Annotated in this window: 20 protein-coding genes and 1 pseudogene; 14 read left to right on the top strand and 7 right to left on the bottom strand. The window is 58.4% G+C overall.

Annotation, left to right across the window (positions count from 1 at the left end):
- Window positions 1-14: 14 nt before the first annotated feature.
- The 4 genes from fliG to motA all read right to left on the bottom strand — a co-directional run bounded on the left by fliG (window position 15) and on the right by motA (window position 3557).
- Window positions 15-1058 (bottom strand): flagellar motor switch protein FliG, encoded by a 1044-nt coding sequence (gene fliG, locus AAE029_RS33405; protein ID WP_371077229.1) that lies wholly within the window; start codon window positions 1056-1058, stop codon window positions 15-17.
- A gap of 29 nt (window positions 1059-1087) precedes the next feature.
- The gene (fliN, locus tag AAE029_RS33410; RefSeq protein WP_371077230.1) at window positions 1088-1672 is read right to left on the bottom strand and encodes a flagellar motor switch protein FliN; all 585 of its coding nucleotides are present in this window, start codon (window positions 1670-1672) and stop codon (window positions 1088-1090) included.
- Window positions 1673-1736: 64 nt separating this feature from the next.
- Window positions 1737-2678, bottom strand: a complete 942-nt coding sequence (locus tag AAE029_RS33415; protein ID WP_371077231.1) for a FliM/FliN family flagellar motor switch protein — start codon at window positions 2676-2678, stop codon at window positions 1737-1739.
- A gap of 6 nt (window positions 2679-2684) precedes the next feature.
- Window positions 2685-3557 (bottom strand): flagellar motor stator protein MotA, encoded by an 873-nt coding sequence (gene motA / locus AAE029_RS33420; protein WP_371077232.1) that lies wholly within the window; start codon window positions 3555-3557, stop codon window positions 2685-2687.
- 241 nt (window positions 3558-3798) lie between these two features.
- Between motA and flgF the strand changes: the two genes are divergently transcribed.
- The 13 genes from flgF to fliP all read left to right on the top strand — a co-directional run bounded on the left by flgF (window position 3799) and on the right by fliP (window position 12880).
- A complete protein-coding gene (gene flgF, locus AAE029_RS33425; RefSeq protein WP_371077233.1) occupies window positions 3799-4533 on the top strand; it encodes a flagellar basal-body rod protein FlgF in 735 nt (244 codons plus the stop codon).
- Window positions 4534-4548: 15 nt separating this feature from the next.
- Window positions 4549-5955: a flagellar protein export ATPase FliI gene (fliI, locus tag AAE029_RS33430; protein ID WP_371077234.1), complete on the top strand. Its 1407-nt coding sequence runs from the start codon at window positions 4549-4551 to the stop codon at window positions 5953-5955.
- Window positions 5956-5957: 2 nt separating this feature from the next.
- Entirely contained in the window at window positions 5958-6515 is a 558-nt protein-coding gene (locus AAE029_RS33435; RefSeq protein WP_371077235.1) for a flagellar protein, read from the top strand.
- 246 nt (window positions 6516-6761) lie between these two features.
- Window positions 6762-7154 carry a flagellar basal body rod protein FlgB gene (flgB, locus tag AAE029_RS33440; protein ID WP_371077236.1) on the top strand — a complete coding sequence of 131 codons (393 nt, stop codon included), beginning with the start codon at window positions 6762-6764 and terminating at the stop codon, window positions 7152-7154.
- A gap of 4 nt (window positions 7155-7158) precedes the next feature.
- Window positions 7159-7578: a flagellar basal body rod protein FlgC gene (gene flgC / locus AAE029_RS33445; protein WP_371077237.1), complete on the top strand. Its 420-nt coding sequence runs from the start codon at window positions 7159-7161 to the stop codon at window positions 7576-7578.
- Entirely contained in the window at window positions 7575-7913 is a 339-nt protein-coding gene (locus tag AAE029_RS33450; protein ID WP_371077238.1) for a flagellar hook-basal body complex protein FliE, read from the top strand. The genes flgC and AAE029_RS33450 overlap by 4 nt, the downstream gene beginning before the upstream one ends.
- 18 nt (window positions 7914-7931) lie before the next feature.
- A complete protein-coding gene (gene flgG, locus AAE029_RS33455) occupies window positions 7932-8720 on the top strand; it encodes a flagellar basal-body rod protein FlgG (RefSeq protein WP_371077239.1) in 789 nt (262 codons plus the stop codon).
- Window positions 8721-8737: 17 nt separating this feature from the next.
- Window positions 8738-9217, top strand: coding sequence for a flagellar basal body P-ring formation chaperone FlgA (flgA, locus tag AAE029_RS33460; RefSeq protein WP_371077240.1), 480 nt, complete (start codon window positions 8738-8740; stop codon window positions 9215-9217).
- Window positions 9214-10335, top strand: coding sequence for a flagellar basal body P-ring protein FlgI (locus AAE029_RS33465; RefSeq protein ID WP_371077241.1), 1122 nt, complete (start codon window positions 9214-9216; stop codon window positions 10333-10335). Before flgA ends, AAE029_RS33465 begins: the two co-directional genes overlap by 4 nt.
- The gene (locus AAE029_RS33470) at window positions 10332-10874 is read left to right on the top strand and encodes a MotE family protein (protein ID WP_371077242.1); all 543 of its coding nucleotides are present in this window, start codon (window positions 10332-10334) and stop codon (window positions 10872-10874) included. Before AAE029_RS33465 ends, AAE029_RS33470 begins: the two co-directional genes overlap by 4 nt.
- Window positions 10871-11584 (top strand): flagellar basal body L-ring protein FlgH, encoded by a 714-nt coding sequence (gene flgH, locus AAE029_RS33475; RefSeq protein ID WP_371077243.1) that lies wholly within the window; start codon window positions 10871-10873, stop codon window positions 11582-11584. The genes AAE029_RS33470 and flgH overlap by 4 nt, the downstream gene beginning before the upstream one ends.
- A gap of 43 nt (window positions 11585-11627) precedes the next feature.
- Window positions 11628-12146, top strand: a complete 519-nt coding sequence (locus AAE029_RS33480) for a flagellar basal body-associated FliL family protein (RefSeq protein ID WP_371077244.1) — start codon at window positions 11628-11630, stop codon at window positions 12144-12146.
- The gene (gene fliP, locus AAE029_RS33485; protein WP_371077245.1) at window positions 12143-12880 is read left to right on the top strand and encodes a flagellar type III secretion system pore protein FliP; all 738 of its coding nucleotides are present in this window, start codon (window positions 12143-12145) and stop codon (window positions 12878-12880) included. Before AAE029_RS33480 ends, fliP begins: the two co-directional genes overlap by 4 nt.
- A 280-nt stretch (window positions 12881-13160) precedes the next feature.
- On the opposite strand, the gene glf is transcribed toward fliP, so the two are convergent.
- Genes glf through AAE029_RS33500 form a run of 3 tightly spaced genes read right to left on the bottom strand, consistent with a single transcriptional unit; the run spans window position 13161 to window position 17708 of the window.
- On the bottom strand, window positions 13161-14318 hold the full coding sequence (gene glf, locus AAE029_RS33490) for a UDP-galactopyranose mutase (protein ID WP_371077246.1): 1158 nt from the start codon (window positions 14316-14318) through the stop codon (window positions 13161-13163).
- A 51-nt stretch (window positions 14319-14369) separates the two neighbouring features.
- Entirely contained in the window at window positions 14370-15623 is a 1254-nt protein-coding gene (locus AAE029_RS33495; RefSeq protein WP_371077247.1) for a hypothetical protein, read from the bottom strand.
- A gap of 33 nt (window positions 15624-15656) precedes the next feature.
- On the bottom strand, window positions 15657-17708 hold the full coding sequence (locus AAE029_RS33500; RefSeq protein ID WP_371077248.1) for a glycosyl transferase: 2052 nt from the start codon (window positions 17706-17708) through the stop codon (window positions 15657-15659).
- Window positions 17709-18503: 795 nt separating this feature from the next.
- On the opposite strand from AAE029_RS33500, the pseudogene AAE029_RS33505 reads away from it, so the two are divergent.
- Window positions 18504-20262 (top strand): annotated as a pseudogene (locus AAE029_RS33505) (hypothetical protein); the annotation flags it as partial.

Here is a 20262-nt window from a genome sequence, read left to right on the forward strand (position 1 = left end):
ACAGCAGTCGTGTCTCACGCGGCCGCCGAGGATTTCTCCTCTTCGGTTTCCTTGAGCTGGATCTGCCCGGAATTGGCAAGCCGTATGGCTTCCTGGGCAACCGCGCGTCTTGCGATCGCCACTTCGCGGGGATTGATCGGCGCGCCGGTGACGGCGAGATCCGATTCGATCATGCGCCTTTGTCGAGGGCTGATGGCGGCAAGCACGGATTCGCGGATATCCATTGGCGCGCCGCGCAGTGCCACGGTGATAATGTCGGACGAAATGTCGTTGAGCAGCATGACGCGGCTGCGCTGCGGCATGTGCATGAGATCCTCGAAGAGGAAGATCTTCGGCCGAACCTTGTTGACGGCTTCCCTGCTGATCGATTCCAAGGAGGTAAGAAGCGTGTCGACCTGGGGTTTCTCCAGCTCGTTCATCAGTTCCGCCACCTTGTTCGAACCAGAGGAATTGCGTTCCGCCTCGATTTCGTTGAGCAGCATGACCACGCGATTTTCGATGATCTGCGCTGCTTTCGGACTGACGTCCTTCAGATTGACGGTTCGGTTCATGATGTCGGCGCGACGGCTGTCGGGGAGCTGCAGCAGCACTTTCGCGCCAAAGGATGACGGCATCATGGAAAGCGTATAGGCGATGGTCTGCGGATGTTCGCGAAGCAGGAACTTGCCGACGAATGCCGGGTCGGCCTCGCCGAGGCGGTCCCAGATGGAGGTCTCATAGGCCTCGAACGTGGCCCGGCGCCCGAGCAGGCTATCCACCTCGTCGGGTGTAAGCCCTTCCTCAAGAATGCTTTCGATGGCCTTGGCGTTGTCCATGAGACCGGCGCCCTCGGTGAAGAGGTCTTCGAACTCGGCAACAAGCTGGGCAAGCTCATCCGGCGGAATGGGGCGGAGCGATTGAGCCGAAGCGATGATGAGCTGCAGCTCGTTTTGCGTGAAATATTTCAGCAGCCGTCCCGCGACCTGTTTTCCCATCGCAAGAAGAACGGCTGCCGCTTTTTCAGCCTGGGTTAACGGTTTCTCGGCAAGGGCGCCGCCGAAATCGTCAAAGTCCATCATGGTCTTTCCCTCTCCGTCCCGCACAGGGATCAGGCTTTTTTCGTACTCAGAACTTCAATAAGCTTTACACCGAAATGCGTATCGTCATTTTCCAGAACCGTGATCTCGCCGCGGGCAATCTTGCGCCCGTTCACTGTGATCTCGACAGGTTCGCCGATCTTTTTGTCGAGCGCGATGATCGCCCCCTCATTGAGGTTCATCAGACCGGAAACCTGCATACGGCTGCTGCCGAGGACGATCTGAACATCGATGGGAATGTCCATGATCATTTCGAGGTTTGCGGTCAACGCGCTTCCCGGCGGCTGCATTGTGCCTGATTCACCGCCGGAGAAGGATGTGTCCGCGAAGGAGGAATCGGCCCCAAAACCGCCGGCATCGAAACCGGAAGTGTCACCGCCGAAATTGCCTCCGAAGGCCGAAAGCTCCAGCCCGTCGTTCTGGGCGTCGCCGACTGCGATATCGGAGCCGATGTCACCGCCGAAATCCGGCAGATCGCTGTCGGCGCCCTTTTTCAGCACGCCGCGGAGGTCATCGATCGCCTGCTCCAGCTCGGCGTCATTGCCGGGGAGCTGCAATGATTCGTCACTCGATTTTTGTGTTTTCTTCGTCGCCATGAAATCACTATTCCAGTTGAAACTTGCCTCAAGCTGCCTTGCAGCTTCAGCGCGAGAACACCGACTAATTCATTAGGTGCCTAATCAGTTCGTCATCTGAATTCACATTGTCCTTTACCCTGACGGTATAGTTGTCACCGGACCGCCCGAATTCGCATATGTACAGATCCCTGTTGTTGGCACTGACCTCGACACGAACATCGCCCTTTTCCTTGAACGGAATGACATCGCCGACGGCGAGCCGCGAAATCGTGCCGAGAGTAAGCGATTGCAATCTTATGCGCGCTTCGAGCGTGACCTGAGAGCGGCGAACCTGCTCGCTCATCTGTTCGGTCCATTCGTTGGATTTTGCTGCCTGGGTTTTGGCCTTGGGCGGCTTGATCGTCGTCTTCAACAGGGCCTTCTGCGGAACCACCAATGCGAATTCCGACGTGACCTCGCCGAGCGTGATGGCCATTTTCACCGTCGCCGCGAATTCGTCGACATAGTCATCCGCTGGCTTGGGACGGTCCTCGATATTGTAAGGCCGCTCGAGATAGGGTTCGAACCCGCCGGGAGCATCCACCGCCGACCGCATGACGTTGGCGATCTTGTCGAAAACCATGACGGCGAGATCGAGCTCGATGACCGACAGCGGACGAAGGACCGGTTCTTCGATCGTTTCCGGAAGCGCACCGAGCATATGCTCCATCAGCGTCATGACGAAGCCGTTACCGCAGGAAAGGACGACGTTCGGTGACCAGTTGCGGAGTGACGCATCGACCAGCGCGACGTTTTCGCCGAGATCTGCGATGAGGTCGGTCATGAAGCCGGCTTCGCATCCGAGATAGCTGGCGGTGACGTTCAGCCCCGTTTCGCTCTTGATGATATCGGGCAGGAACTCGCCATAGACCTGTCCGAAGGCGCTGCAGAGCTTTGCAACGGTCGCGGTATCACCGAGCGCACCTGTTAACCTGGCAAGAAGAGCGCGATCCATGACCGGTATGTTCGAGGTTTCTTTGCTCATGGATGATCAGGCCGCCTTGTTCTCACCACCGGGGTTCATCATTTCCTGTTCGACCGCGTCGATCGACGGGCGTTCGTAGGAGGAGATCGTCTTGCGTCCGTATTCCAGAGCCACCTGCGGAACGGAACCGTTCATGTAGGCCAGCAGCGTCTGCTTCACGATGACATAGAGGCGGTGCTGCTTGTTGCGGACGACCTTGATCTGGGAAACCAGCGGTGCACAGAGCGAGTAGGAAAGCAGAATGCCGAGGAAGGTGCCGACGAGTGCCGAGCCGATCAGATGGCCGAGAACTTCCGGAGAGTCGTTGATATGGCCCATGGCTTTGATGACGCCGAGCACTGCCGCGACGATACCGATGGCCGGGAAGGAGTCGCCCATGATGCTGATCGCGTGATACGGCTTCATCTTGTCGTGGAGGATCGTATTGATTTCCTCGTCCATCAGCGCCTCGATCTCGTGCGAACGGGCGTTTCCGATGATGATGAGCCGCACGTAATCGCAGATGAAAGCGGTCAGATCCTTGTTTTTGAGCACCGTTGGCGCGGACTGGAAGATCGAGGACTCTTCCGGATTGTCGATATGCGCCTCGATCTCGTTTCGGGATTTCGTGCGCAGATCGCGCATCAGCGAGTAGAGGACGCCGAGCACGTCGAGATAGTTGCGCTCCTTCGGCACCGCATGCTTGAAAGCCTCGCCGAGCGCCTTGCCCGAATCTTTCACGACCTTCATCGGATTGGCCATGATGAAACCGCCAAGACCGGCGCCGCCGATGATCAGAAATTCGAAGGGCTGAAACAGAACGTCGAGCTCACCGCCCATCGCCATGAAACTGCCGATGATGCAGCCGCAGGTCACTACAAATCCGATAATGATATTCATCGCCAGTCCACATCTGAACGTTGTTTTTCACCAAAACGGATATGGTTTCTGGCTTGCGTGAGGCTGATGGAAAGCCCCGTTTCCCGCATTTTCCGCTGTCAGCTTCGCGCAAGCCTTTGTCGCCACATTGAGGGAGACGAACGGGCGCATCCGTGCCCCGTGTATGAGATGACCAACTCAGCGAAGCGCAACCAGCAGAAGCGTCTTCGTTTGCTCAATGTCCGGTTCGGAGATTTGTAAGATGCAGTCTGGCCTTTATGTTTCCCTGTCTTCGCAAATGGCGCTCGAACGCCGGCTGACGACAATCGCCGACAATATGGCCAACGTGAATACGGTCGGCTTTCGCGCCACCGAGGTCAAGTTCGATCAGATGATGTCCAACACCGGGAACGATCTGAACGCAAAGGTGGCCTTCGTCTCCCAGGGCAACGATTACCTCTCGGCGGAAAACGGTGGGCTCGAGCATACCGGCAATCTCCTTGATTTCGCCGTCAAGGGCGATGCCTGGTTCGCACTCGATACGCCCAATGGCATGGTGCTGACACGCGACGGACGTTTCACCCTGACGGATGCGGGTGAGCTCGTCTCGATCAAGGGCTATCCGGTCCTCGACACCGGTGGTGCTCCCATTCAGGTCAACCGCACTGGCGGCGATCTCAAGGTCGGCGCGGACGGCATCATCTTCCAGGACGGACGCCAGGTTGCCTCTCTGGGATTGTATCAGGCCGACGTTACCCGCGGTTACCTGCGCGCCGACAACAGCGGCATCATCACGACACAGCAACCGCAGGCGGTCGTCGACCGGATCAACACCGGTGTCGCCCAGGGATATCTCGAAAATTCCAATGTCAATGCGATGCGCGAAATGACGCAGCTCATCGAGGTGAACCGTATGTTCGAAAGCATCAGTTCACTGATGCAGGATAGCGAATCCTCCTTCGGCGAGGCCATCAAGACCCTCGGCGGCAGCAAGTAATCACGGGTGACCGGCATGACGACTGAAATGCGGCCGGATAACGCGTTATCCTCGAAACTCACGCATCTTGGAGCACTTGCAAACCGCTACGCTTCGCCGGAGGCACTGGTGGCGCACGGGGGCCACGTTCAAACGATTGCGGCCGGTCACTACACGGTAGCCGGCCTTTCCCGTCACGTGCGCCTCGGCGATTTCGTCGCTCACCGGTCCGCGACGGGACTTCACCTCGGTGAGGTCGTGCGTGTCGAGCCGGATCTGACCTATGTCTGCCCGATCGAACCGGGTGAGCCGATCGGCATCCACGACACCGTGATCCGCAAGGGCGCCTTCCGCGTCGCACCCACGGATGCCTGGTGCGGCAGAACGATCAATTCGCTCGGTGAGTCCATTGATGGGCTTGGACCACTGCCGCAGGGAACGGTACGCCGTTCGATCTCCAACACGGCGCCGCCATCGATGACCCGCAGGCGTGTTGAACAGGGCTTCAAGACCGGCGTTCGCGCGATCGACATCTTCTCGCCTCTCTGCCTGGGGCAGCGTCTCGGCATTTTCGCCGGTTCCGGCGTCGGCAAGTCTACGCTTCTGTCTATGCTGGCGCGCGCTGGCGCCTTCGACAAGGTCGTGATCGCACTGGTCGGGGAGCGCGGTCGCGAAGTTCGCGAATTCATCGAAGACACGCTCGGCTCGCATATGAAGAAATCGATCGCGGTCGTCGCAACCAGCGACGAGAGCCCGATGCTGCGCAAGATGGCGCCCCTGACGGCAATCACGATTGCCGAGCATTTTCGCGATCAGGGCGACAACGTCCTTCTGATTATCGACAGCGTCACCCGTTTTGCCCATGCGATCCGCGAGGTCGCGACAGCCTCCGGCGAGCCGCCGATCGCACGCGGTTACCCGGCGTCCGTTTTTACCGAGCTGCCGCGTCTGCTCGAACGTGCAGGCCCCGGCATTGAGGGAACGGGAACCGTCACCGCCATCATCTCGATCCTGGTTGACGGCGATAACCACAACGATCCGATCGCCGATTCGACGCGCGGTATTCTCGACGGACATATCGTCCTGCAGCGCAGCCTAGCGGAAGAAGGCCGGTATCCCCCCGTCGATCCGCTCGCATCCATATCGCGTCTGGCGCGCAAGGCCTGGACCGTCGATCAGGAAAAACTCGTCGCTCGCCTGAAAACACTGGTCCACCGCTATGAGGAAACGCGCGATCTGCGCCTCATCGGTGGCTACCGCGCCGGCAGCGATCCCGATCTCGACATGGCCATCAAACAGGTGCCGATCATTTATGATGTCCTGAAGCAGAGCCCTGGCGATGGGCCTTCGCCCGATGCCTTCACCGATCTGGCGACGGCATTGAAGACCGGATCGGGGATCATCAATCAGCCGGCGCCCCCGGCGGTCAGGCAGAGAGGTTAGACGTGACTGATTCCGATGCAGATGAACCCGTTGCCCCGCTGAAACAACAATCCAAAGGGAAATCGCGCGCGACGGATCGGGCGCTGGCCGGCCTCGGTCTCGTTCTGGCGGGTCTTTCGGCATTTTTTCCCTGGTATGTCTTCTTCAACTCGGACAAGTTCGGCATCAGTGTGACGGAGGGAAATCGCACGCGCGAGCTTCCCGACTGGCCGGCGCGCAACGTCTTCAGCGTGTCGCCGCTTGCCATGATCAACAGGAACGAAACCAACAAAAAACTGAACGGAACAGTCGACCCACTGACAACGGCAACGGTCTCGAATATCGGCCGGGAAGACGACAAGGGGCCGGCAGCCGACGAAGACCAGCCATTTCCCGGGAAGGCCGGTTTCCGTCTCCTGCATGTCTCCAACGGGCGTGCGCTGATTGAAGATTCAACGGGCATGTATGTCGTGCGCATCGGATCGATCCTGCCGGACGAAAGCAAGCTCGCGGCGCTGGAGCAGCGCGATGGCAAATGGGTAATCGTCACCTCCAGGGGCGACGTCTACGGGAACAACTGATCGCTGGAGCGGGAAAAGTGTAAGCAGTTTCGCCCGCATTCCGCTCCAACCTACTAGAATTGAGCGGCATTGCAGGCGGCGGGTAATTTCCGGCCGCCTATTTTTGTTGTCCTCGAACAAGTGCTCTGCCTGACGGACGTTCTCCCTGAAAGCAATGATTCCGCCGGAAATCAGGATCGCAATCTTCCGTAAGTCCCACGCAAGATTACCGGCCTAGGGTCGGGGCAATCAGAACGGAGTATGCCCATGCAACCCATCCAACTCTTTGACCTGGCGTCACGACAGGCCGAATGGCTTTCCATTCGTCAGGAAGTTGTTGCTGGCAACATAGCAAATGCGAATACGCCGAAGTTCAAGGCCAAGGACATCACCCCTTTCGACGCGGTCCTGAATAACGAGAATATCGCAATGGCGAGAACCAATCCCGCGCATTTCTCCGGCAACGATTTCAGCTCGAACAACGATATCGACGTCAAGGAAGCCGCCCTCGACCAGGAAATCGGCGTCCAGGAATCCGGAAATACGGTCGGTCTCGCCGAAGAGCTGTCAAAGACCGGCGAAATTCAGCGCCAGTATCAGCTGAATACCTCGCTGGTGACTTCCTTTCATCGAATGATGTTGATGACCGTAAAGAAGTGATGTCATGGATCCACTTTCAGCAGCCTTGAAAATTGCAGGCTCCGGCCTTGAGGCGCAATCGACCCGGTTGCGCATCGTTTCCGAAAATATTGCCAACGCACGCTCCACCGGTGATACGCCGGGCGCCGATCCCTATCGCCGCAAGACGATCACTTTCGGCGCCGAGGTGGATCGTGCGAACAACCTGACGACCGTGGGCGTCAAGAGACTCGGCAATGACGAGTCCAAGTTCATCGAGGAATACGATCCGGACAATCCGGCTGCCGATAAACGTGGCATCGTCAAGCTGCCGAACGTCAACGTTCTCGTCGAGATGGCGGATATGCGCGAGGCGAACCGTTCCTACGACGCCAATCTGCAGACCATCAAGCAATCTCGCGACCTGATCTCGGCCACCATTGATCTTCTGAAGGCATCGCAATGATCGACAATGTTCAAAGTGTAAGTTCTCTATCGCTGACGCGCGGACTTGGCAGCGTTGCCACGGAAAAGTCCAGCGAGCTTTCTTCCACCCAGGGATCTGCTTCCGGCACGTCTTCTGGGTCGAGCTTTGCCTCGGTCATGAGCAATATGGCCACCGACATGGCCAACAATCTGAAGCAGGCGGAGAAAGCCTCCTTCGAAGGCATCAAGGGTACCGCGACGACCCGCGAGGTCGTGGACGCGGTCCTGCAGGCGGAACAGTCTCTCCAGACGGCGATCGCGCTGCGCGACAAGGTCGTTTCAGCCTTTCTCGACGTCACCAAAATGCAGATGTAACGGAGTGAGAACGAACATATGAGAGCGCTCGCCATTGCCGCGACGGGCATGAATGCCCAGCAGACGAACCTTGAAGTAATCGCGAACAACATCGCGAACATCAACACGACGGGCTTTAAGCGTGCCCGCGCCGAGTTTACCGACCTTCTCTACCAGACGGAGCGCGCGCAGGGCATTGCGAACCGCGCAAACCAGAACATCGTTCCCGAAGGCGCCAATATCGGTCTCGGTGTGCAAACCGCTGCCGTCCGCAACCTTCACATTCAGGGTGAACTGACGCAGACCGGCAATGACCTCGACATGGCAATCGTCGGCAAGGGCTGGTTTCAGATCGAGGCGCCCGACGGATCGACTCTTTACACACGCGCCGGCACCTTCAACAAGAGCGAAACCGGCCAGCTGGTCACGATCGATGGTTACGCGGTCATTCCAAACATCACCATTCCCACGAATGCACAGGACATCGAAATCAGCCGGTCGGGCGAGGTCAGTGCACGCCTCGGCACCGATACCAATGTCACGGTCCTCGGACAGTTGACCATGGCGAACTTCGTCAACGAGGCAGGGCTGCAACCGATGGGCGACAACCTCTTCGCCGAGACGGCTGCGTCCGGCCAGCCGGTCGTCAACGATCCGGATCAAGAGGGCATGGGCTACATCAAACAAGGATATCTGGAATCGTCCAACGTCGATCCGGTCAAGGAAATCACCGAGATGATATCGGCCCAACGCGCCTACGAAATGAACTCCAAGGTTATCACGACAGCCGACGAAATGGCTCAGATCGTCAGCAAAAACCTGAAATAAGGAAGGAAAGGCCGAACATGATGGTTCGCCGGAGAAAAATTGCAAGGGGACTGGTGCTCTCTGCGGCGACCGTCGTCGCCGTCCTGGCGCCGGTCGTGGCAAATGCCGGCATGGGTTATGCCGTCGTGCCGACCGAAGTCATTTATCCGGGCGAAACCGTCACCGGCGCCCGCGTCGAGGAAGTGGAAGTCACAAATCCCAATCTCGCCGGCGACTATGCCAAGTCGATCGATCAGGTGGTGGGGAGGGTGACGAAGCGGACATTGCTGCCAGGGCGGACCATTTCCGTTTCAGCGCTGCGCGAGGCGTACACGGTGACGCGCGGTTCCAAGGTTCGTCTCGTCTTCAATGTCGGCAATATGACCATCTCAGCGGCCGGAACGCCGCTGGAGGATGCCACGACCGGGCAGGTCATACGTGCCCGAAATATGGATTCGGGTATCATCGTCAGCGGGACCGTGCTTGCCGACGGGACAGTCCATGTGGTGGCGCGATGAAGAAACTGCGCAGTCTCCTGGCGGCTCTCCTGCTGCTGCCCGTCGGCCTTCTGCCACCGCAGCCCGCCTGGGCGATAACCTCCCGTATCAAGGACATCGCTTCTCTCCAGGCGGGTCGCGATAACCAGCTGATCGGTTATGGTCTTATCGTCGGTCTCCAGGGAACCGGCGACGGCCTGCGTGCTTCCCCCTTCACCGAGCAGTCGATGCGCGCCATGCTTCAGAATCTCGGCATCTCCACACAGGGCGGAGATTCGAACGCGAAGAATACTGCGGCAGTGATGGTGACTGCGAATCTTCCGCCGTTCGCAAGCCCCGGCAGCCGGATCGACGTGACGGTGAGCTCGCTTGGCGATGCCACGTCGCTGCGCGGCGGAACACTCATCATGACATCGCTTTCCGGCGCCGACGGACAGATCTATGCCGTCGCCCAGGGCTCCGTCATCGTTTCCGGCTTCAGCGCCCAGGGCCAGGCTGCAACCATCACCGAAGGGGTGACAACTGCGGGCCGTGTACCTGGTGGCGCCATCATCGAACGGGAACTGCCATCGCGCTTCAGCGATTCGATCAATCTGGTTCTGCAGCTTCGCAATCCCGACTTCTCGACAGCCGCCCGCATCGCCGATGTCGTGAACGGCTATGCGTCCCGGCGTTTTGGCACGCCGATCGCGCAGGCCAAGGATTCGCAGGAGGTCGTGGTCAGTAAGCCTAGCACAGCGGATCTGACCCGACTGATGGCGGATATCGAGAACCTGGAGGTGGCCACGGATACGCCCGCAAAGGTCGTCATCAACGAGCGGACCGGTACGATCGTCATCGGTGCCGACGTCAGGGTTTCGCCGGTGGCGGTCAGTTATGGTACTTTGACGGTTCAGGTCACCGAAACGCCGCAGATCATTCAGCCGGAGCCCTTCTCGCGCGGTGTGACGGCCGTCCAGCCGCAAACCGACATCTACGCCCAAAAGGACGGCGGCCGCGTGGCCATTCTCGACGGGCCGGACCTGCGCACTCTCGTCGCCGGTCTCAACAATATCGGCGTCAAGCCGGACGGCATTATTGCCATCCTGCAAGGCATCAAATCGGCGGGAGCCCTTCAGGCGGAGCTTGTGCTGCAATGACAACGATTGGTGTGACTTCGGCAATTCCGGGCTTCGCGCGTAAGATCGCCCTGCCGGCGATTGTCGCAATCCTTCTGTCCATTCCGGGGGCCTTCGCTCAGGAAGCGCCAAGACCCGCGGGAGAGCTGTCGACGGAAGAGGAAATCCGACAGTACTGCACGAACATCGCCGATTCCGCTCGGGATCAGCGTTATCTCCTGCAGAAGCAGGAGCTTGAAAAACTCCAGGCGGATGTCGACGAGCGCGTTGCCACCATGGAAAAGCGAAGGGCCGAATACGAGGATTGGCTGAAGCGTCGCAATGAATTTCTGCAGCAGGCGGAAGCCGGGCTCGTCGACATCTACAAGAACATGAAGCCGGACGCGGCGGCGCAGCAGCTCCAGGAAGTCAAGACCGAGGTTGCGGCAGCGGTGATCATGAAGCTGAATGCCCGTCAGTCCAGCCTCATCTTGAATGAAATGGACGCGAAGAAAGCGGCGGTCATCGCAAATATCATTGCCAGCGCGTCCGATCCCAATACCTCGAAGGATCCCTCATGAAAAAGCGTTTCTCGGCTGCGATAATGGCCGTCGTCCTTCTGTCGGGCTGCCAGAGCGCGGCAATCAAGGAAATCGGCAGGGCGCCGGCGATGAGTCCGATCGGCAGCGGCCTTGCCTACGGCCAGACGCCGCAGATGGCGCTTTATCCCAAAAGGCCGCATCAGGTTGCGCAGGGCTATTCGCTGTGGAGCGATTCCCAGGCGGCCCTCTTCAAGGACGCCCGTGCAATCAACGTCGGCGATATTCTGACGGTCAATATCCAGATCAACGACAAGGCGTCCTTCGACAACGAGACGAATCGCAGCCGTACGAATTCGAGCGGCATGAACTGGGACGTGAATGCGCAGGTTTTCGGTTGGACGCCGCAATCGAAGACCGATCTGACGTATGGGTCGGACACCAGCACGGACGGCAAGGGCAAGATCGAGCGCTCCGAAAAGCTGACACTGCTCGTCGCCGCCGTCGTGACCGGCATTCTGGAGAACGGCAACCTCGTGATCAGCGGCTCGCAGGAAGTGCGCGTCAATCAGGAAATGCGCATTCTCAACGTCGCTGGTATCGTCCGGCCGCAGGACGTCGATGCTGAAAACACCATTTCCTACGAGAAGATTGCTGAAGCCCGCATTTCCTACGGCGGCCGCGGCCGTCTGATGGAAGTGCAGCAGCCGCCGCGCGGTCAGCAGGCAATCGATCTTCTCTCACCGCTCTGAGGCGGGAGAGAAGGCGAGCCAACAGACGGATGGATGAAAAGCCATGGCAGAACCGGACGCCGGCGATAGCGGTGAAAAGAAAAAAAACCCGATGATCCTGACGATCGCCGGCCTCGCGATCCTGACCGTGCTTGGCGGCGGTGGCGGTTGGGCCGTCGGAACTATGATTGCTCCTAATATCAAGGGAGCGCAGGAGGCCCAGAAGGCCGAGGAAGAGAAAAAGGCCGAAGAGCAGGCGAAGGAAGGCGAACAGGGACTGCCCCATATTTCGACCGAAGCCAACGGCATCGTCCAGCTCGAGCCGATCACGTCGAACCTCGCTTATCCCTCCGAGAACTGGGTCCGACTCGAGGTCGCGCTGCTCTTCAAAGGGCCGCCGGACGTCAAGCTCGCCGAAGACATCCACCAGGATATCCTGGCCTACATCCGTACCGTCTCCCTTCAGCAGATCGAGGGCCCGCGCGGCTTTCAATATCTACGGGATGACATTCAGGAGCGTGTTGACCTTCGTTCGGAAGGCAAAGTATCGAAGGTTATCTTCCGAACCTTTGTGATCGAATGATTCGAGCTTTAAGTTTTCTTTTCGCCATGATGGCGATGCCCGGATTGGCGGCAGCGCAGCAGCTTCCGACGAATCTTCTGAATGTACCGGTCGACGGTTCCGTCGCGGCATGGATTATACGCACCTTCGGTCTCCTGACCGTTCTGTCCGTGGCGCCCGGCATTCTGATTATGGTGACAAGCTTTCCACGCTTCGTCATCGCATTTTCCATTTTGCGCTCCGGAATGGGTCTGGCGACGACGCCGCCGAACATGGTTCTGTTGAGCCTTGCGCTTTTCATGACCTTCTATGTCATGGCGCCGACTTTCGATCGTTCCTGGCAGGACGGCATCCAGCCGCTGCTGGCTAATCAGATCACCGAAGCCGACGCCGTTCAGCGCATCGCCGAACCGTTCCGCACGTTCATGAATGCCAATACGCGAGACAAGGATCTGCGCCTCTTCGTCGATCTGGCGCAGGAGCGGGGCCAGACCGTGGTGGTCGACGGCAAGGTCGATTATCGCGTTCTCATCCCTGCCTTCATGATCTCCGAAATCCGGCGCGGCTTCGAGATCGGCTTTCTGGTCGTCCTGCCATTCCTGGTCATCGACCTGATCGTCGCTACGATCACGATGGCGATGGGCATGATGATGCTCCCGCCCACTTCGATCTCGCTTCCCTTCAAGATTCTCTTCTTTGTGCTGATTGACGGCTGGAATCTTCTCGTTGGAAGCCTGGTGCGCTCTTTCAGCTAGAGCAATTCCAGGAAAAGTGCGAAGCGGTTTTCCGTCCGGAATTGCGTAAAAACAAAAGCTTAGAGCGGTTCTGCGCTTCCGTGAAAAGCTGAACCGCTTTAGAACGCGGCGCCGAAAAGTGTGCGGGGTTTTCGGGCCACATCCTGCTCCAACTTTTTGGTTGAGAGGGGATTCAGATTTCAGGCCGATTCGACCTGAAATCACCCGGCAGCAACAATGCGGGCCATGGCGCTCCTTGAAACAGAGAGCGTCGACGGCCGGCGCACCAATGTTGTCATCGTCAAATCGGCGAATGCAGGAATACTGGCATCGACGCGTTGTCTGCATTTCGGGCGAGGTAGAGCCGCGCCGTATCAAGTGCCTCGCGAATGGTCACGTCCATATCGAGATAGCGATAGGTTCCGAGCCGCCCGACAAAGGTGATCGATGTTTCGAGCCTTGCGCGTTGCACATATTGGGCGAGTTGCTCTTTGTCTTTGACGAGGCGGATTGGATAGTAGGGGATGTCGTCATGGCCGCAGGCACGGGAGAATTCCCGATAGCAGACTGATCCGCTATGCTCTTCCCAGGGCGAGAAATGCTTATGCTCCGTAATGCGCGTATAGGGCACGGACACATCGCCGTAATTCATGACCGCACAGCCTTGGTAATCGCCGTCATGGTCAAAACGCTCGAAGTCGAGGGTTCGATAACCCAACGGACCGAATTCGTGATCCAGATAGCCGTCGAGTGGCCCCGAGTAGAAAACATGCGAAAAATCCTGCTTCTGCGCCCGGGAAAAATGGGTCTTGAGGTTTACGCTGATGTTGGAATGGTCCAGAATCCGGCTGATCATGTCCGTGTAGCCGTTCTCGGGCATTCCCTGATATTTGTGGGAGAAGTAGTTGTCGTTGTAGTTAAAACGTACTGGAAGCCGTTTCAGGATGGACGCCGGCAATTCCGTCGGCGAGCAGCCCCACTGCTTCTCGGTATATCCCTTGAAGAAGGCCTCGTAGAGGTCCTTGCCCACAAAGCGCAGCGCTTGCTCTTCGAACGTTTGCGGGTCCCCGATTGTCTTGTCTGCCAGTGCTTCTATGAATATGCGGGCATCAAGCGGCCCGAGGGTTTTCCCGAAGAACTGGTTGATGGTGTGCAGATTGACGGGCAGGGAATAGACTTGGCCCTTCGACGTCGTCTTGACGCGGTTTACATAAGGCTTGAAGCTCTGGAAGCTGTTGACATAGTCCCAGACTTCTTGGTCGTCCGTATGGAAGATATGCGGTCCATAGACATGGACCATCACCCCAGTATCCGCGTCGCGTTCCGTATGGCAGTTTCCGGCGATATGGTCGCGTGCCTCAAAGATCTCGACTTGATGGCCTGCCTGCGCCAGCTCCCGACCGATGACCGCCCCCGACAATCCCGCACCCACTATGCCTATTCTTCCACTCGCGCGCATTCCAGCTCCGTTTTTTATTGAGAATACTTCCAGGTGAAAAAGACGAGCCTGCTACGCCGCGATCGAGTTGCGCATCAGTTCATCATAGGCCTGGATCAAGCGATCCAAAGCCAGGCCTTTCTCCTGGGGGCCGAAGCTGAGGTGGCTGACAGTAAAATCCGAATAGATCGCCGTGGGCCGCTCGAGCAGCATTGGAAGATCAACTGTCAGCGCCCGCTCGTCATCGCCTTTCGGCAAGGCCATATGCACAAGGTCTCTGCCCAGCCATGCAATGAAGTTGATCGATTGGCGTTCAGTCCACTCGATCACCTGGCTCGGCAAAGGCAGATGCTTATTGTCTGTTTGCAGAAAATAGTCGTGCAGCTCGTTGGCACGCTCCGCGCTCAGCCAGAGACTTCCGCCAAATCCGCCCGGCGGGTATTCAAAGTGGCCAACGCGTTCGGGAATAGAGCCCGCCACTTGCTGCCAGTGGGCACAAACTCCGTTGTTCACCACATTGGCGGAGACAACGAGATATTTGGGATTGGTACGCCTGAATTCGATGAAATCGCTGAGCTTTTCAAGATTCATATAAACGATGTCGTCATCGCATTTCAAAAATATCGAGTCGGAGAAGATCTTCAGCCGCCTCGCATAGAAATCATAGGCCTGCCAATAGGGCATGTCCTCATTCGGGTTGCCGACGAAACGCTGTATCCGCGACCGTGTGTCATCCAATTCCAGACCGGCACCCCACCCGCCACGGACCATGACGGACGCACCCGCTGATAGATCCAGTTCAGTCCAGCGCCCGATCGCCACGTTGTTGACGTGGAGCGACGGAACACCGGCCGCATCGATGTTGAGGACGATCTGGTTTGGCGTGCCCGGCGACAGGATGCCCGGAGTGGGTTTGCTCCATATGGCCGGTACGTCGTTACGATTGAAACTCTTGAGCTCGCTGCGTGGCAGTTTCCGCAAGACAGAGTGCGAATTGCTCCAGCCGCCGACAACCAGTTCGAAGTAGTCGTCACCGCTGTCATGCGGAACGATGGCGATATGAAGATCGTTCGTGATCGTTGCGCTGAAGCGCAGCGGTTGGTTGAGTCCCGCCGATCTTACGAACTGATAGGGCGCGGCCGATCCCATATAGCGGACCGGGCCAAATTCGGCCGTCACCCATTCATGATCCTGCTGCGAGCGGGTGAAATCCCAGACATGCCATTCGTCTATGATCCCGGCATCCAGGGCGGAGTGAATATACCGGGTCAGGATTTCCATTCTCTTCTGTCTGCCCGCAAATGTGACAAGTATAACTGGAGCCATATTATCCTCGGTGTTTTGGGTCGGTGCCACTTGTCACGCGTTAGCTGTCGCCGCCGTCCACAAGCGGTTGTCGTGCGGGATTGGTGAAAAGGCGTGCCACTGCGCCAGCTTCTCGATATACCGCTGCCGGAAGGTCACATTGCTGCTGAACTCTACGTTTTCCGTCATCAGCTCCGCTCCGACCTCATAATAGACGTCGAGATTGCTGAGATCGGGCACGGGCGTTTCGCCGCGCTCGCACTCGCCTTGCATCTGCCAGAACAACTGCTCAAGACGCCGGACGAGGGCCGGAATGTCGCGCAAGACGCTGGCTTCACGCCGGCCCTCCAGGGCCTGTCTGACGGTGGCGAGACTTTGACGGTCCCGCGCAAATCCAACGGCTTTCTGGACGAAATCGTCCGGCCCGTCGCAGATCAGTTCCGGCACGCCTGCCGCGGCGACAATGCTGGAGCAGAACCGTGATGCAAAACCGTTGCCCGGGAATGTCAGGACGGGCAGACCCATCGTAATCGCGTCGGCAGCGGTGGAGTGCGCACCATAGGGAAAGGTGTCGAGAAAGAGATCGGCCAATCCAATGCGCGCGAGGTGCTTTGGGTTCGGAGCCTTCGGAGCGAAAATCAGGCGCTCAGGCGCCACTCCGAGTTGCTCGGCTGCCTGCCTGAGGCGCTGATCGACGTCCTCGCCGCCGCCGAGCAGCCAGAGAACGCTGCCGGGGGTTGCGGAGAGAATAGCCATCCAGCGGCCGAAGCAAGCGTCGGTGATCTTTTGCATGCCATTGAAGCAGGCGAATATGAAGGCATCCTCGGGCAGCCCCGCTTCGGCTCGGCTCGGCCGCTGCGCGATCTGCCGCTTGCGGTCGACAGGCTGGTTGCAAGGTATCCGCAGCACCTTTTCCGAATAGTAGATCTCGTGTTCCGGCGGGATGATATGCTCATCCGCAATGATGTACTGGTGAAACGGACTGCCCATGGTGCCGGGATAGCCGCAGAAACTGACAATCACCGGCGCCGGGCGATAGGCGAAGATCTTGGTCCGCGCATGCTTCGTGTAGCCGTTGACATCGACGAGAATGTCGATTTCATCGGCGATGATTTGCTTTGCTGCATCGCTGTCGCTGACCGTCGAAATATCGCGCCAGCGGTCGATAGCGCTCATCATCCGTGTCTGCGTAGCGTCGCCGGTCCGCGCTTCGCCGCAATAATATGCGTAGATCTCGACGCTGCTCTTGTCGTGCGTCTCGAAGACTTCGCTGAGTGCAAAGCCAACCGCATGGTCGCGCAGGTCGGATGACACATAGCCGATGCGCAACCGTTGCCCGGTATTAGATTTCTGGCGCGGCGCGATAGGCTTGAAGCCGCTCAGATCGGGTCGGCCCACGAGTGACTTGCAGTAGCGATAGGCCTTGGCCAGCTGAAAGACGGGGTCGTCCGCGTAACAGGCAAGGGTCAGCGGAGACAATGCATCCACAAGTTGCCGATGCGAGACATGCTCCGATGAGACCAAAGTCGGCCACTTGCATTGGCGTTGGCGGAGCGCGGTCCAGTGCTGGCCAGCCTGCGTCTTGTCGGGCCGTAGTTCGATTGCCTTCCAGAGGGCGTTCTCCGCCTCCTCCATAAGGCCGGCATTCTCCAACACTCGACCGGTATGCTCGAGAACCATCAGACGATGGGCAATGCGCTCCGGCGTGATCTCGGCCGTCATCTCCGCAAAGGCCTGCCATTGCTGGATCGCCTGTCCGGTCAGGCCGGCATCTTCCAGAGCGCGGCCGAGATTGATATGCCCCTGACCGAACTGCGGTTTGACCTTCAGGCAAGCGCGCAGGGAATGGATGGAACCGGCGAGGTCGCCCATTTGCCGCAGAGTGACCGAATAATTGAAATGAACGAGATGAAGCAGGGGATTGGAGTCGTTATAGGCAATCCAGCATTTATAAAGTTCGGCCGCCTGTTCTCTCTGCCCAGCCAAATTGAAGTTTTCCGCAAGCTGAAACAATTCCGTCAGGGAGAGCCGCTGTTGTCGCGCCCGTTCGAGCAAACCAGCGAGTGGCGAAGCAGGATCTGAGGCGAGATGCGTGTTGATGGTCATGGAAATCCCACTGAAAGGCGACCTGGCGGTCGACGCGGAGAACGAGTTGGAGCCTATTTAAGCAAATAGTCGGGCAAGCTTGCTTTGGGCTTGCGCTCTCGTCGTGCAGGCGCCTGCGCCTCCTCGATTCCGTATCGAATGGGCATTATTCCATTCCCGCCTCCAAGGCGGGGGCGACTTCTCTTACTCCTGCCAAGGTGCTGACGCAGTCTATCGATGCGCGAGGCGGCGCGAATCCGAATTGATCTTGAGTTGTTGCTAACTTTTTCAGTACTGCTGTTCGGCGGTATTGCCGACAGTCGATTCGACGTATAGTCAATCCTTAAGGTTAGCCTATGCTTAAATTTTCTTGCTCAGGTAAACGTGTGGTCGAATGTGAGGACAATTTGTACTTCAAGCTGTCCCGTTAACTAAAAATTTAAGACTAGGACTTAATCGTGATAACGAAGTGTCGTAGTTCGCATTCGCTGGGATGAAACTGCGACAAAAATGAATGAACCGATCTTTTGCCAGGATCAGCGGCTTCATTCGTGGGCGTAGGAATCAGGACGGTCTGTGTCCTGTCTGCATGATGCTTCCGAACGCTAAGGCTCCCGCGAGCCATGTCCCTCAATACATAACTCCGCATATCAGGACGCTTTGAAGATCGATGCTGTTCTTCGCGTCCGGGTGAGCGGTTCCGCTTATGGCACGTGCATCACGCGCTCTGGGCCTCACGTAGGGGCTCGGCGCTTGTCGTGCCATCGGCGGTAATGGGTTGATTTTCACAACAATTAACATTGAAGGCTCGCGCTCATGACTTCCATCATTCCTTCTCTGACTGTTAACCAGATCAAGTCCCTTTCGACCGCTGTAATTGCCTCTCTGACGACAAACGACGTCGCGGCGATGACGACCACCCAGGTCAAGGCTCTCTCCTCCGCCCAAATTGCCGCGCTTGACACCGAAGATGTCGCGATTTTCAGCACCGCACAGCTGAGCGCCATTGCTGCAACCTCGGTTGCTGGCTTGAGCCTGGACCAGTTGGCGGCTCTCGACACGAGCAAGATTGGAAGCCTGGGCACGGCCCAGATAGCGGCACTGAATACGACACAGCTCGCTGGACTGAGTTCAGATCAGGTCGAAGCTTTGAGCTCTTCGCAGGTTGGCGTCCTGACCTCGACGCAGATTTCGGCTCTGAGCTCTGAAGATATTGTGACCTTCTCGACGGCCGACATCGCGGCGATTACAGTCAACGCCCTGTCCGGTCTCTCCACGGGCAATGTCGCGGCGCTGTCCACCGATCAGACCGCAGCACTGAAGACCACCCAGATCGCCGCACTGAAGACCAACCAGATCGCAGCCCTCACCACCGACCAGGTCGGTGCCCTGACCTCGTCGCAGATCGGCGCCCTGAACTCCACGCAGTTGAAGACGCTCAGCACGGACAACATCGCCGCGCTCTCCACCGATCAGGTCGCAGCCCTCAGCACCAAGGTTATAGCGTCTCTGACGACCGCTCAGATCGGCGCCCTGAGCTCCGCTCAGGCTGAAGCGCTGAGCTCGACGCAGGTGGCGGCACTCACCTCGACGCAAATTTCTGCTTTTGCCTCTGAAGATATCGCTGCCTTCTCGACCGCCGACATCGCGGCGATCACAGCCACCGCCCTGTCGGGTCTCTCCTCGGCCAATGTCGCTGCCCTGTCCACCGATCAGACCGCCGCACTGAAGACCACTCAGGTCGCCGCGCTGAAGACCAACCAGGTCGCTGCCCTCAGCACCGCCCAGGTCGGCGCCCTGAGCTCGTCCCAGGTGGCAGTCCTGACCTCCGCACAGATCTCGGCGCTCAGCACGGACAACGTCGCCGCACTCTCCACCGACCAGATCGCAGCCCTCAACTCGAAGACGGTTGCAGCTCTTACTTCGGCCCAGTTTGGCGCCCTGAGCTCCACCCAGGTCGAGGCGCTGTCCGCCAACCAGATCGCCGCGCTGGACTCGGCCGACATTGCGGCTCTGTCTTCTGAAGACATTGCAACTTTCTCGACTTCGGAGATCGCAGCGATCACGGCGACGGCTCTGTCGGGTCTCTCCACGGCCAATATCGCTGCCCTCTCTACCGATCAGACCGTAGCACTGAAGACCGCCCAGGTTGCAGCGCTGAAGTCCGACCAGATCGCAGCCCTCACCACCGACCAGATCGGTGCCCTGAGCTCGTCCCAGATCGGCGCCCTGACCTCCACGCAGTTGAAGACGCTCAGCACGGACAACATCGCAGCACTCTCCACCGACCAGGTCGCAGCCCTCAGCACGAAGATCGTGTCGTCCCTGACGACCGACCAGATCGGTGCTCTGAGCTCCGCTCAGGCTGAAGCGCTGAGTTCGGCGCAGGTGGCGGCACTCACCTCGACGCAAATTGGCGCTTTTGCCTCTGAAGATATCGCGGCCTTCTCGACGGCCGACATCGCGGCGATCACAGCCACCGCCCTGTCGGGTCTCTCCACGGGTAATGTCGCGGCGCTCTCCACCGATCAGACCGCAGCACTGAAGACCGCCCAGGTTGCAGCGCTGAAGTCCG

Origin of the sequence: Sinorhizobium sp. CB7 (assembly GCF_041357635.1) — a bacterium.
Classification (GTDB): domain Bacteria; phylum Pseudomonadota; class Alphaproteobacteria; order Rhizobiales; family Rhizobiaceae; genus Rhizobium.

What these genes read in the sequence shown, in the direction of transcription:
- fliG (WP_371077229.1), bottom strand. Translation starts at nt 1,058, where the DNA reads ATGATGGACTTTGACGATTTCGGCGGCGCCCTTGCCGAGAAACCGTTA.
- fliN (WP_371077230.1), bottom strand. Translation starts at nt 1,672, where the DNA reads ATGGCGACGAAGAAAACACAAAAATCGAGTGACGAATCATTGCAGCTC.
- AAE029_RS33415 (WP_371077231.1), bottom strand. Translation starts at nt 2,678, where the DNA reads ATGAGCAAAGAAACCTCGAACATACCGGTCATGGATCGCGCTCTTCTT.
- motA (WP_371077232.1), bottom strand. Translation starts at nt 3,557, where the DNA reads ATGAATATCATTATCGGATTTGTAGTGACCTGCGGCTGCATCATCGGC.
- flgF (WP_371077233.1), top strand. Translation starts at nt 3,799, where the DNA reads ATGCAGTCTGGCCTTTATGTTTCCCTGTCTTCGCAAATGGCGCTCGAA.
- fliI (WP_371077234.1), top strand. Translation starts at nt 4,549, where the DNA reads ATGACGACTGAAATGCGGCCGGATAACGCGTTATCCTCGAAACTCACG.
- flgB (WP_371077236.1), top strand. Translation starts at nt 6,762, where the DNA reads ATGCAACCCATCCAACTCTTTGACCTGGCGTCACGACAGGCCGAATGG.
- flgC (WP_371077237.1), top strand. Translation starts at nt 7,159, where the DNA reads ATGGATCCACTTTCAGCAGCCTTGAAAATTGCAGGCTCCGGCCTTGAG.
- AAE029_RS33450 (WP_371077238.1), top strand. Translation starts at nt 7,575, where the DNA reads ATGATCGACAATGTTCAAAGTGTAAGTTCTCTATCGCTGACGCGCGGA.
- flgG (WP_371077239.1), top strand. Translation starts at nt 7,932, where the DNA reads ATGAGAGCGCTCGCCATTGCCGCGACGGGCATGAATGCCCAGCAGACG.
- flgA (WP_371077240.1), top strand. Translation starts at nt 8,738, where the DNA reads ATGATGGTTCGCCGGAGAAAAATTGCAAGGGGACTGGTGCTCTCTGCG.
- AAE029_RS33465 (WP_371077241.1), top strand. Translation starts at nt 9,214, where the DNA reads ATGAAGAAACTGCGCAGTCTCCTGGCGGCTCTCCTGCTGCTGCCCGTC.
- AAE029_RS33470 (WP_371077242.1), top strand. Translation starts at nt 10,332, where the DNA reads ATGACAACGATTGGTGTGACTTCGGCAATTCCGGGCTTCGCGCGTAAG.
- flgH (WP_371077243.1), top strand. Translation starts at nt 10,871, where the DNA reads ATGAAAAAGCGTTTCTCGGCTGCGATAATGGCCGTCGTCCTTCTGTCG.
- AAE029_RS33480 (WP_371077244.1), top strand. Translation starts at nt 11,628, where the DNA reads ATGGCAGAACCGGACGCCGGCGATAGCGGTGAAAAGAAAAAAAACCCG.
- fliP (WP_371077245.1), top strand. Translation starts at nt 12,143, where the DNA reads ATGATTCGAGCTTTAAGTTTTCTTTTCGCCATGATGGCGATGCCCGGA.
- glf (WP_371077246.1), bottom strand. Translation starts at nt 14,318, where the DNA reads ATGCGCGCGAGTGGAAGAATAGGCATAGTGGGTGCGGGATTGTCGGGG.
- AAE029_RS33495 (WP_371077247.1), bottom strand. Translation starts at nt 15,623, where the DNA reads ATGGCTCCAGTTATACTTGTCACATTTGCGGGCAGACAGAAGAGAATG.
- AAE029_RS33500 (WP_371077248.1), bottom strand. Translation starts at nt 17,708, where the DNA reads ATGACCATCAACACGCATCTCGCCTCAGATCCTGCTTCGCCACTCGCT.